Source organism: Microbulbifer agarilyticus, from assembly GCF_020171345.1.
GTDB lineage: Bacteria > Pseudomonadota > Gammaproteobacteria > Pseudomonadales > Cellvibrionaceae > Microbulbifer > Microbulbifer agarilyticus_D.
This window is the reverse complement of record NZ_JAIUZM010000003.1, coordinates 537,726-549,049: the sequence shown is the minus strand read 5'-3', so window position 1 is coordinate 549,049 and position 11,324 is coordinate 537,726. Positions and strand designations below refer to the sequence as shown.

Annotated in this window: 12 protein-coding genes; 9 read left to right on the top strand and 3 right to left on the bottom strand. The window is 55.4% G+C overall.

Going from position 1 to position 11,324, the window contains the following annotated elements:
• Window positions 1-116: 116 nt before the first annotated feature.
• Complete coding sequence (locus tag LCM31_RS12770) at window positions 117-572, bottom strand: hypothetical protein (RefSeq protein ID WP_224870654.1); 456 nt, start codon at window positions 570-572, stop codon at window positions 117-119.
• A 222-nt stretch (window positions 573-794) separates the two neighbouring features.
• Here LCM31_RS12770 and LCM31_RS12765 point away from each other — a divergent pair, with 222 nt between their 5' ends.
• Window positions 795-1,775: an integron integrase gene (locus LCM31_RS12765; protein ID WP_224870652.1), complete on the top strand. Its 981-nt coding sequence runs from the start codon at window positions 795-797 to the stop codon at window positions 1,773-1,775.
• A gap of 14 nt (window positions 1,776-1,789) precedes the next feature.
• Here LCM31_RS12765 and LCM31_RS12760 read toward each other — a convergent pair whose 3' ends face one another.
• Both LCM31_RS12760 and LCM31_RS12755 read right to left on the bottom strand, forming a co-directional pair.
• Window positions 1,790-2,017: a zf-HC2 domain-containing protein gene (locus LCM31_RS12760; protein ID WP_224870651.1), complete on the bottom strand. Its 228-nt coding sequence runs from the start codon at window positions 2,015-2,017 to the stop codon at window positions 1,790-1,792.
• Window positions 2,014-2,667, bottom strand: coding sequence for an RNA polymerase factor sigma-70 (locus LCM31_RS12755; protein ID WP_224870649.1), 654 nt, complete (start codon window positions 2,665-2,667; stop codon window positions 2,014-2,016). The genes LCM31_RS12760 and LCM31_RS12755 overlap by 4 nt, the downstream gene beginning before the upstream one ends.
• A gap of 206 nt (window positions 2,668-2,873) precedes the next feature.
• Here LCM31_RS12755 and modA point away from each other — a divergent pair, with 206 nt between their 5' ends.
• The 8 genes from modA to arsH all read left to right on the top strand — a co-directional run bounded on the left by modA (window position 2,874) and on the right by arsH (window position 11,324).
• Entirely contained in the window at window positions 2,874-3,731 is an 858-nt protein-coding gene (gene modA / locus LCM31_RS12750; RefSeq protein ID WP_224870647.1) for a molybdate ABC transporter substrate-binding protein, read from the top strand.
• A complete protein-coding gene (gene modB, locus LCM31_RS12745; protein ID WP_224870645.1) occupies window positions 3,721-4,413 on the top strand; it encodes a molybdate ABC transporter permease subunit in 693 nt (230 codons plus the stop codon). Before modA ends, modB begins: the two co-directional genes overlap by 11 nt.
• A complete protein-coding gene (gene modC / locus LCM31_RS12740) occupies window positions 4,403-5,593 on the top strand; it encodes a molybdenum ABC transporter ATP-binding protein (protein ID WP_224870643.1) in 1,191 nt (396 codons plus the stop codon). Before modB ends, modC begins: the two co-directional genes overlap by 11 nt.
• 377 nt (window positions 5,594-5,970) lie before the next feature.
• A complete protein-coding gene (locus LCM31_RS12735; protein WP_224870641.1) occupies window positions 5,971-8,076 on the top strand; it encodes a carboxy terminal-processing peptidase in 2,106 nt (701 codons plus the stop codon).
• 126 nt (window positions 8,077-8,202) lie between these two features.
• Complete coding sequence (xthA, locus tag LCM31_RS12730; protein ID WP_224870640.1) at window positions 8,203-9,018, top strand: exodeoxyribonuclease III; 816 nt, start codon at window positions 8,203-8,205, stop codon at window positions 9,016-9,018.
• Window positions 9,019-9,050: 32 nt separating this feature from the next.
• Window positions 9,051-9,527, top strand: coding sequence for an arsenate reductase ArsC (locus LCM31_RS12725; RefSeq protein WP_224870638.1), 477 nt, complete (start codon window positions 9,051-9,053; stop codon window positions 9,525-9,527).
• Window positions 9,528-9,550: 23 nt separating this feature from the next.
• A complete protein-coding gene (gene arsB, locus LCM31_RS12720; RefSeq protein WP_224870636.1) occupies window positions 9,551-10,609 on the top strand; it encodes an ACR3 family arsenite efflux transporter in 1,059 nt (352 codons plus the stop codon).
• 13 nt (window positions 10,610-10,622) lie between these two features.
• Window positions 10,623-11,324, top strand: a complete 702-nt coding sequence (gene arsH, locus LCM31_RS12715; protein ID WP_224870634.1) for an arsenical resistance protein ArsH — start codon at window positions 10,623-10,625, stop codon at window positions 11,322-11,324.

Genomic DNA, 11,324 nt, shown 5'->3' with positions numbered 1-11,324 from the left:
TGCCATCGTTGCCTGCATGCGAAAGCAACTCACGATCCTCAATACCATGGTTAAAAACAACACGTACTGGGATGAAAAAATGGCTTAATCGCTTGACGGGACACCATAGTCACTTGTTAAGTGACTTTATTGCTGCGACGCCAGCTGACCCAAAGGACCACAGAAATTATTAAACCTACGCATGACGTGATGACAAATAAGCTATCTGATATTTGCGCAGAAAGCCCAATAGCGGGCGATATTACTACTGCACCGATGGAAAAATATAATGCTAAGAAACCAAGCCGCCACACTCCATTAAACAATGAGAATACCGCTAATGGTGCTGATACCAAAGACAGAAGTACAGCAGGAGTAAACACGGCCGCACCAAAATAGTAGGCAACAAGTGATAGCAAGACAGCCAACGCTCCAATTGTGACTTTTACACGTCTTTCCATGATCACTACTCCAGACTCACTTAACATTTTAATCGTAGTCCCAAAGACTACTATTCCATGAAAACTATTCAAAGCAAAATTTTGTGCCAATGATATCAAATATTCTTTGATATTCAGCAACTTAAGAAGCACACCTACCCCTGCTACACGTGGCGAATTCGATCGTCGCGACTACTATCCCACTTTCAAATACGCCCTCTAAGGCATTGATATTTGGACATTTTTTCATGGTTTTCGGCTGCACCGCCGAAATAGTGGTCGTCACGCGCGATTTTCAGGTTGATTTCCGTCCAGTCTTGTCAAAAAATACTGTATACAAATACAGTTCAATATATCGATGCAAAGGAATGCATGATGGACGATATTCCAACGCCCCTCCCCGCTAAACCAACGCGCTTTATGGATCGCCTGCGCACATTTATGCGTACCCGACAGCTCGCCTACAAAACCGAAAAGACCTATTGCTTTTGGATAAAGGACTTTATTCGATTCAATGGCATGCAGCGGCCTGAAGACATGGGAAAAGCGCAGGTGGACGAATGGCTTGGCTATCTAGCGAATCGCCGGTCGGTTGCTATCAACACGCAGAAAACAGCGTTGAACGCGATTGTGTTCCTTTATAAGCAATTTTTGAATATTGAGCTTGGCGATCTTCAGTTTGAACGAACCAGTAAGGGCAAACGGCTCCCGGTCGTATTTACCCATGATGAAGCCATGGCGGTACTCGGTGGCCTAAAGGGCCATCACAAGCTTGCGGTGAGCCTTATGTATGGGTCTGGTCTACGTGTAATGGAGGCTGTGCGGCTACGGGTACAGGATATCGATTTTGGCCATCAGTGCTTGTTTATCCGCGAAAGCAAGGGGGACAAGTGGCGGCGGACGGTGCTGCCGGGTTCACTATTGGAGCCGCTGAAGACCCAGGTCGACTATGCACTGGCACTCCACAAGCGTGACCTGGACGAGGGGTTTGGGGCGGTGTACCTGCCGGGCGCCCTTGCAAAGAAGTATCCGCGTGCAGCGACAAGTCCAGGCTGGCAGTATGTTTTCCCAGCGCGCGAGCGGTCGACCGACCCACGCAGCGATGTTATCCGGCGCCACCATCTTGGGGAGCAGCAAGTGCGAAGAGCAGTGGCGACCGCATTGCGATCTGCCGGTATCCGTAAAAAGGCGAGCTGCCATACATTTCGCCATTCATTTGCGACGAACCTTTTGTCGAAAGGTACCGATATCCGAAACATCCAGGAGTTACTTGGGCACAGTGATATCAATACCACGATGATCTACACCCATGTTGTCGGCGTGCACGAGCGTGGAGTGGTTAGCCCGTTGGATTAACGGGCTGCAGTGGGCTACTCGTCCTGAGTGTTTGAATCCTTGGATTGTTCGTGGCCTCGAATTCTATCTTCACCCTTGGCATAAGAGCGGGCCAGGTCACGCAAGGTGCCCATTTGCCGCCCAAAGTTTCGGCAGGCTTTGCACATGAACACGTGAAACTTGAGCGCGAGCTTTTCGCGCCGGCTGAGGTTGCGCTCCTGCTGCTCAGACAGGAGACGCGTTGCCTGTTTGCAGTCCATCATGGTGTTGCGTCCTCCGCGGTCGACGGATCGAACCAGCCATTTTCCAGGCACTCCCGCAAGCGCAGCCTGGCGCGATACAGGGTGACGTGAAGATTGCTGGTGCTGAGGGTGAGTTGCTCACAGATCTCTTCGGATTCGAGCTCAATAAACTCGCGCATCATAAACACCCGTGCCTGCTTTTCAGGCAGCCCATTCAGGCAGGCATCGAACACCCGCCAAAAATGATCACTGTGGACACCGCCTTGTGGACCAGTCCAGCTACTCGGGCGCTCCGCTTTGTGCCAGTGCCCCCCACTATTAAAGAGCCCATCCATAAACGCCTGTTCGCGGTACTCGTCATCGCCCAGTTCACTGGTGGCGATCACACGCTGCCGATAACGCAGGATGTCGGCAATTTTGTACTTCAAGATCGAAAATACCCAGGTGCGCAGTGCGGCCTGGCGCTTGAAGGAGTCCTCGTTCTTGAGTGCACCGGCCAGGGCTTCCTGTACGGCGTCTTCCGCCTGGTCGTCGTCGCGCAGTTGCAGACGCGCGAATTTGAGCATCTGTTGCCGCAATTCGGTCAGAAACTGCACGTCCTGGAGCGTCTGGGCCTGTGGTGTTCGACCAGTTTCAATACCATTCTGGCCAACGCGGACACTTTCCGTCATGCACTAACTCCCACTACTAATGGCGCTTTTGCCGCCACGATGGTTTGTCGGTTAACTGGGCGTATTCTTACACTTTCTACACACACTGGTCAGTACAGTTCAACCAACGTGACGTTCGCACGGCCTTGAAATGCCCGGTCAGATGAACAACTATACCGCGGTCATACCGCGCCACGTGCCCGGAACCGGTATTCAGGAGTCATTTCGTGCAGGGAACGCCAGCCCGCCCCCCTTCTTTCCGCCGCCTGCTGCGAGTGCTTTGCGGCGTGCTGGCTGGCGCCTATGCATGTTTCAGTACTGCCGGCGAAATTACGATTGCCGTTGCTTCCAATTTTGCTGCCCCCATGCGGGAAATTGCGGTCGCCTTTGAGCGCGTATCGGAGGGGCATCGGCTGCGCCTCGCGTTTGGCTCGTCCGGAAAGCTGTATGCTCAGGTATACCATGGTGCGCCCTACGACGCTTTCTTCTCCGCAGACCAGGACAAGGTCAACCATCTGATCGAGCGAGACCTTGCCATTAGTGATTCCCGTCTGACGTATGCGCTTGGTCAGCTGGTGCTGTGGTCTACCGATAGTACGCTGATTGCTGATGGGCCGGCTGTGCTGGCCGGTGATCGCTTTCGCAAGCTCGCAATCGCCAATCCAAAGCTGGCCCCTTATGGGGTCGCCGCAATGGAAACCTTGACGGCGCTAGAACTTGAAGAGGGAACCCGCGGGCGCCGCGTACTTGGGGAAAATATTTCCCAAGCCTTCCAGTACGTGGCGAGTGGCAACGCGAAGCTTGGATTGATTGCCCTCTCCCAGGTCTATCGGGATGGCGAAATCACCAGAGGCTCATCCTGGCTGGTACCACAGGCATTGTACCAACCGATCCGCCAAGACGCCGTGATACTCAAAAATGCAGCGGTAGGCTCACCCGCGCGTATGGCCGCGACGCAGGCATTTTGGGCATTTCTCCGCACCCCCGAAGCCCGCGCAATCATCGGGTCATACGGCTACCTTATAAGCGCAACCAACCCCGAGCCTCCCGCCCCCTCCACTCAGGGGGTGCCCGATGCTCAGTGATGCTGATCTCGCCGCAATATGGCTGACACTAAAGCTCGCAACGACGGTGACACTGTTGCTGATGATCCTCGGCACACCGCTGGCTTATTGGCTGGCAAAAACGCGGTCCTGGTGGAAAGGTCCGGTGAGTGCGCTCGTCACCCTGCCACTGATACTTCCACCAACAGTGCTCGGATTTTATTTGCTCATCTTTATGGGCCCGCAGGGTCCACTGGGAAAACTCACAGAATCCTTGGGGCTCGGGACACTGCCGTTCACCTTTCCCGGTCTGGTCATTGCGTCATTGCTGTATTCGCTACCGTTTGTGGTGCAACCGATACAAAACGCGATTGAAGCGCAGGGACAGCGCCCAGCCGAGGTTGCCGCTACTTTGCGCGCAGGCCCGTGGGATCGCTTTTGGCATGTCACACTGCCGCTGGCCAAACCCGGCCTGATCACTGCCGCGGTGCTGGGGTTTGCCCACACAGTGGGCGAGTTTGGCGTAATCCTGATGATTGGGGGCAATATTCCGGGCGTCACCAAGGTTGTTTCGATTCAGATCTACGACCATGTTGAAGCCCTCGAATACTCTCAAGCGCATTGGCTTTCTGCGGCCATGCTCATCTTTTCGTTTTCCGTACTGCTGGCCCTGTATGTCTTACAGCAGCGTAAATCCGCGGGAGGATGGCGCTATGGCCCCTAACCCAATAAAAAATCCTACCGGAAACCAAATAAACCCTTTTACCAATCCGCCGGCGGCGACCAACACCATTGACGGTCGGTTTTATCTGCCATTCGCCCGAGGCCGACAACAAACCGATTTTCTTCTGGATGTGAATTTCTCCATACCGGCTAGCGGTGTTACCGGTATTTTCGGCCCTTCCGGCTCCGGTAAAACCACGCTTTTGCGCTGCATCGCCGGCTTACAACCCTGCGTTGAGAGCCACCTCCGGGTAAATGGGGTAACTTGGCAATCCGCCGCTCCTCAGGCAACAAACCTACCGGTGCACAAACGCCCGATCGGTTATGTATTCCAGCAGCCGAGCCTCTTTCCGCATCTGACTGTGGAGGGCAATCTCACATTTGCGCGCAAGCGCGCAACGCAACCGGTCAGCGTAGAAGCATACGAAGAGATTGTGCAGCTGATGGATTTGGGCGGCCTGCTCGATGCCCACCCGGAATCCCTTTCTGGCGGAGAGCAACAGCGAGTCGCCATTGCGCGAGCTTTGCTGGTTAAGCCACGGCTGTTGTTAATGGATGAGCCACTGGCGGCGTTGGATCTCGCGCGCAAGCGCGAAATCTTGCCCTACCTGGAAAAGCTCCATCAGTCGCTGGACATCCCTATTCTGTATGTCAGCCATTCTGTAGACGAGATCGCACGCCTTGCGGACCATCTGCTGCTGATGGAAGACGGCCGCATCCGGGAGTCCGGAGCCGCGCCGGCATTGCTCTCACGCACGGATTTTCCGGTGCAACTGGGGGATGATCTGGGTGTGCTGCTGGAAGCAGATGTGATTGAACGTGATGCTCAGTGGAACTTGTTACGGGCACGCTTTGACGGTGGAGACCTGTGGTTGCGCGACAGCGGTGAAGCACCGGGCGAACGTATCCGTATAAGGGTATTGGCCCGCGACGTCAGCCTCACCCGCACCGAAGACACAGACTCAAGCATCCTCAACCGGCTGCCAATGCAGGTGGTCGATATCACAGCGGACAAAGATCCAGCCATGGTGCTGGTACGTATGACCCCTCGTGCTACATCGATATCCGACAACCGAGGCATCATCACCGCGAGGGTCACGCGCCGCTCGCAGGATGCATTGGGCTTAGCAGCCGGTGAAGAGGTTTGGGCGCAGATTAAGTCGGTGGCGATTGTGCGCTAGCGCGACTGTACGGTCCAACTTACCACTGAGAGCATGTGCTGGCGGCGAGGGCCAATTTCCCATACCAAAGTGCTGATATGTGCCGCCTAGGTAGGCATTTCAGGGCGGGCAATCACCGCTTACCCCCGGAACGAGCGCCTGAGTGCTGACAAAGTGAGCAATTGTGTATCGCTAATCCGCTTATGGCGGCCAATTCATTTCACCATTCGCCCCAAACAGGAAACCATTCGCCTTCTTGAAGAAGCATTTCATGCCTTTCGGAGCTTTCAGCCTTTATACTTGTCCTAAGCTATAAGTCGCCACTGCTCCGGAAGCCCTCTTCCGGCTCAAACTAGACAGTGGGGCGCCTTGAAGTAGGACGTATAAAGAGACTCCTTATGCATAGCAATCGATTCGCTAATCTGATTTCCGGCCTGTCCGTATCTCTCCTGGTTCTCCTCTCGCCAATGACCCTGGCGGCAGATCCAAAAGACCTGAAGCCCCATGAAGACCAGGGTGGCACGGCAAAAGAGATCGTCAGCAAACTCGAGATGCTGCACTACAACAAGCTCAAGGTCGGCAATGAAATGTCCGCTGGCCTGTGGGACGAATACATTAATAGTCTCGACCCCACCAAGAGCTATTTCCTCGCCTCCGACATCAATGAATTCCGTCAGTGGCGCACCCAGCTGGACGACGACCTGCGCGCGGGCAACGTCGATCGCGGTTTTGATATCTACAACCGCTACCACCTGCGCATGACCGACCGCCTGAACAACATCGTGTCTCAGCTGGAAAACGGCCTGCCGGATTTCGATTTCACTAAACAGGAATCCCTCGAGCTCGACCGCGAGAAAAGCGAGTGGCCGCAGTCCATCAGCGCCGCTGACGACCTGTGGCGCAAGCGCCTGAAAAGCAGCGTGCTGAACCTGCGTCTTACTGACAAAAGCGATGATGAGATCGCCGACCTGTTGAAGCGCCGCTACACAGGCCAGCTGAAGCGTCTCGACCAGCAGAACTCCGACGATGTGTTCGAGCTGTACATGAACTCGCTCACCCGTCTGTACGATCCGCACAGTAACTACCTGTCGCCGCGCTCTCTGGAAAACTTCAACATGAGCATGTCTCTGTCCCTAGAGGGCATCGGCGCTGTGTTGCAGATGGAAGACGAATACACCAAGGTGGCGCGCCTGGTCGCCGGTGGCCCAGCGGACCGCACGGGCAAACTAAAACCGAACGATAAGATCGTAGGCGTTGGCCAGGATCAGAAAGGCGAGATGGTTGATGTGGTCGGCTGGCGCCTGGACGATGTTGTGGACCTGATTCGCGGCTCGGCAGGCACCTACGTGCGCCTGGAAACCATTCCTACGGGCGGTGACGGTACGCACCGCACCATTACCATTAAGCGCAGCAAGGTTAAACTCGAAGATCAGGCCGCAAAAAAAGCGACCTTCGAATTCTCCGACGGCGATCAGAACTTCAAGGTTGGTGTGATTAACCTGCCCACCTTCTATATCGATTTCGAGGCCTACCGCCGCCGCGACCCGAACTACAAAAGCACTACCCGCGACGTAGCGCGCCTGCTGGACGAGCTGCAGAAGGAAGGTGTGGATGGCATTATTCTGGACCTGCGCAACAATGGCGGCGGCTCCCTGCAGGAAGCGACCATGCTCACCGACCTGTTTATCGATCAGGGCCCGGTGGTGCAGATTCGCCACGCAAACGAGCAGATTTCTCGCCACAACCGATCGCGCTCCCGCGCCATGTATCGCGGCCCGCTGGTGGTGTTGATCAACCGTCTGTCCGCCTCTGCATCGGAAATTTTTGCCGGGGCGATTCAAGACTATAAACGCGGTTTGGTGGTAGGTAACCAGTCTTTCGGTAAAGGCACCGTGCAAACCATGGCGCCGCTCAAGGAAGGTCAACTGAAGATTACGCAGTCCAAATTCTACCGTGTGTCGGGTGACAGCACGCAGCATGCCGGTGTCACTCCAGACATCCTGATGCCGGAGCTAATCGACAGCGAAAACGTCGGTGAAAGCGCGTACGATACTGCCCTGCCCTGGGACCGTATTCACGCGGTACGCCACGCGGAGTATTTCAACCTGAAAGACATCTTGCCGGAGCTGATCAAAAAGCATGACAAGCGCACCGAGGTGGATCCGGATTTTGTATTCCTGCGCAAACAGTTCCAGTTCCAGACAGATCGCGCCAACCGCAAAGCGGTGTCTCTGAACGAAGGCGCTCGCGTTCAGGAGCGCGAAGACCTTAACCAGAGCGTACTGGCCATTGAGAACCAGCGTCGCCAGGCCAAAGGTCTCGAGCCTTACGCAACGTTTGAAGCCTACGAAAAGAGTGAGTCCGATGACACAGCGCCGGTAGGTGGCCCGAGCGAAATCACGCTGGAAGACGATCCAGTGTTGAACGAAGCGGGTTACATCATGGCCGACTTTATCGGCCTTAAAAAACGCACAAGCTCGCCACAAGTAGCGAATTTTGATTAAGACCAGCTTGCGCTAACGCAAGCAACCAGTACCGACCACCTAGCGTACTGGCCTAAAACAACAATGCCGGGCCCGCTATTCCGCAGGGAGTAGCGGGCTTTGGTTTATTTGCATATTGGGGGAAAAATGAAAGTTGTATCCTTTAACGTCAACAGTATCCGCGCGCGCCTGCACCAGATGGAAGCGCTGGTAGAATCGCAGTCGCCCGATATCATCGGCCTGCAGGAAACCAAGTGTACCGATGAAGACTTTCCCATCGATGCCATCCGCGACCTCGGTTACGAGGTTATTTACTTTGGCCAAAAGACCCACTACGGCGTTGCCCTGCTCTCTCGCTACCCATTCCTGAAGAAACAGTACGGTTTCCCGACCGATGCGGACGACGCCCAGCGTCGCCTGGTTGCCGGACAGTTCGATATCGGCGGCGACCAGCCCCTCACCGTGATCAACGGCTATTTCCCGCAAGGGGAAAACCGCGAGCACCCGGTTAAATTCCCGGCCAAGCAAAAGTACTACGCGGATCTGGACGCGTACCTGAACAACAGCTGTGACAGCAAGGCGCCCGTGCTGGTGATCGGTGATATGAATATCTCGCCGAGCGATCTCGATATCGGCATTGGCGAGCCCAACCGCAAGCGCTGGCTCCGCGACGGCAAATGTAGCTTCCTTCCGGAAGAGCGCGAGTGGCTGGACAAGTTGTACAACTGGGGGCTGGTAGACACCTTCCGCGCACAGAACCCGGAAACGAACGATCTGTTCAGCTGGTTCGACTACCGCAGCCGTGGTTTCGACCGTGAGCCCCGCCGCGGCCTGCGCATTGACCTGATTCTGGCCACCCACGGCCTTGCAGACCGCTGCGTCGATACCGGTATCGACTACGAGATTCGCGGCATGGAGCGCCCGTCCGACCACGCGCCGGTATGGGCCAAGTTCGACATCTAACGCGATGTCGGCAAACCATTGAGAAGACACCAATGAAAGTTCTATATATCTGCACCCATAACCGCTGCCGCAGCATCCTGAGCGAGGCGGTCACCAACAGTCTGGGCCGGGAATTTATCGAAGCGCGCAGCGCCGGCAGCCAGCCCAGTGGTGTGGTCCACCCGCTGTCGATTAAATATCTGAAGGAACGCGGCATCGAGACCGATAGCCTGCGCAGCCAGTCCTGGGACGACTTTGAAGAATGGGCGCCGGATCTGGTAGTGACGGTATGCGACAGCGCAGCTGGTGAGAGCTGTCCGGTATGGTTTGGCAACTCCGCCAAGGTGCACTGGGGACTGGAAGATCCGTCCAAACTGGAAGGCAACGAGGAAGAAATCGAACGGGCCTTCAACCATACCATCGACATCATTCAGCAACGGATTGAGCAAATGCTTGAACAGGGCCTCCATAAAAAGAGTGGCGCTGCACTTCAAGAAGCCATGCAGACCCTGGCTGACACCGAACAATAACAACAAAAAGAGGAATTCAGCACATGGGTATTTTTGAGCGCTATCTCTCTGTCTGGGTAGCACTGTGTATCCTCGCGGGCCTGCTATTGGGCAACCTTGCACCACAGCTTTTCCAGCACATCGCCGCAATGGAAGTGGCCCACGTTAATTTGCCAGTGGCGGTGCTTATCTGGGTAATGATCTACCCGATGATGGTGCAGGTGGACTTCTCCTCCATCAAGCATGTGGGCGATAAACCGAAAGGCCTGGCACTTACCCTGGTGGTCAACTGGCTCATCAAGCCATTTACCATGGCAGCACTTGGCTGGCTATTTTTCCGCGTGATCTTTGCCGATCTGGTGGATCCGCAAACGGCTTCTGAATACATCGCCGGCATGATTTTGCTTGGGGTCGCCCCCTGCACTGCCATGGTATTTGTGTGGAGCCAGCTCACCCGCGGCGACGCCAACTACACTCTGGTACAGGTCTCGGTGAACGACGTGATTATGATTTTCGCGTTTGCGCCCATCGCTGCCCTGTTGCTCGGCGTCAGCGACATTACCGTGCCCTGGGATACGCTGCTGCTGTCGGTGGTGCTCTACGTTTTGCTACCACTCATTGCCGGTATTCTCACGCGACGCGCCCTGGACTCAGCCAACGACCACCACCGTCTGGAAGAATTCCTGCACCGGGTAAAACCCTTTTCCGTTGCCGGCCTGTTAGGCACCGTGGTCTTACTGTTTGGCTTCCAGGCTGAGACCATCATCAACAGTCCACTCGCGATTGTGTTAATTGCCATCCCACTGCTGATTCAAACCTACGGCATCTTCGCTGTCAGCTATTTCGCCGCGTACAAAATGAAGCTGCCACACAATGTTGCGGCACCGGCCTGCATGATCGGCACCTCGAACTTTTTTGAACTGGCCGTTGCCGTAGCAATCTCACTTTTCGGCCTGCATTCAGGCGCGGCACTGGCAACGGTCGTTGGTGTACTGGTCGAAGTACCGGTGATGCTATCGCTGGTGGCGTTCGCCAATCGCACGCGCCACTGGTTTGGTGCGGCGCCGGCAAACCATGAGGTCGCAACGCATGAGCAAGCCTGAGACAGAATCAACCATGCCCAATGTTGTTCCCGAGTGCTTTAGCAATACGGATATGGGCGCGCTAACCGCACCCATTGAGGAGCAGGCGCCAAAGATCCTGCTGCTGTATGGCTCGCTGCGCAAACGCTCATTCAGTCGCCTTGCCGCCGAAGAAGCCGCACGTATTCTGAATGCGCTCGGTGCGGAAACACGGATTTTCAATCCATCGGGCCTACCCTTGCCCGACGATGACGTGGATGCGGAACACCCGAAAGTCCAGGAGCTACGCAACCTCGCGGCGTGGAGTGACGGCATGGTGTGGTCCTCACCCGAGCGCCACGGCGCCATGACCGGCATCATGAAAACCCAGATCGACTGGATCCCGCTAGCAGTGCAGGCAGTGCGCCCAACACAGGGGAAAACCCTTGCAGTCATGCAGGTCTGCGGCGGCTCTCAGTCCTTCAACGCGGTAAACCAGATGCGTATCCTGGGGCGCTGGATGCGGATGGTCACCATTCCGAACCAGTCGTCCGTGGCAAAGGCCTGGCAAGAGTTTGATGATAACGACCGCATGAAGCCCTCTGCCTATTACGACCGTATCGTGGATGTGATGGAAGAATTGATGAAGTTCACCTATCTGCTGAAAGACAAGCGGGACTACTTCACCGACCGTTACTCCGAGCGCAAGGAAACCAACGAGGAATTCCGCAAGCGTATCGATCAGCGCTCTATCTGA

Excerpts from the sequence above, each read along its gene's own strand:
- LCM31_RS12765 (WP_224870652.1), top strand. The coding sequence starts at position 795 with ATGGACGATATTCCAACGCCCCTCCCCGCTAAACCAACGCGCTTTATG.
- LCM31_RS12760 (WP_224870651.1), bottom strand. The coding sequence starts at position 2,017 with ATGATGGACTGCAAACAGGCAACGCGTCTCCTGTCTGAGCAGCAGGAG.
- LCM31_RS12755 (WP_224870649.1), bottom strand. The coding sequence starts at position 2,667 with ATGACGGAAAGTGTCCGCGTTGGCCAGAATGGTATTGAAACTGGTCGA.
- modB (WP_224870645.1), top strand. The coding sequence starts at position 3,721 with ATGCTCAGTGATGCTGATCTCGCCGCAATATGGCTGACACTAAAGCTC.
- modC (WP_224870643.1), top strand. The coding sequence starts at position 4,403 with ATGGCCCCTAACCCAATAAAAAATCCTACCGGAAACCAAATAAACCCT.
- LCM31_RS12735 (WP_224870641.1), top strand. The coding sequence starts at position 5,971 with ATGCATAGCAATCGATTCGCTAATCTGATTTCCGGCCTGTCCGTATCT.
- xthA (WP_224870640.1), top strand. The coding sequence starts at position 8,203 with ATGAAAGTTGTATCCTTTAACGTCAACAGTATCCGCGCGCGCCTGCAC.
- LCM31_RS12725 (WP_224870638.1), top strand. The coding sequence starts at position 9,051 with ATGAAAGTTCTATATATCTGCACCCATAACCGCTGCCGCAGCATCCTG.
- arsB (WP_224870636.1), top strand. The coding sequence starts at position 9,551 with ATGGGTATTTTTGAGCGCTATCTCTCTGTCTGGGTAGCACTGTGTATC.
- arsH (WP_224870634.1), top strand. The coding sequence starts at position 10,623 with ATGCCCAATGTTGTTCCCGAGTGCTTTAGCAATACGGATATGGGCGCG.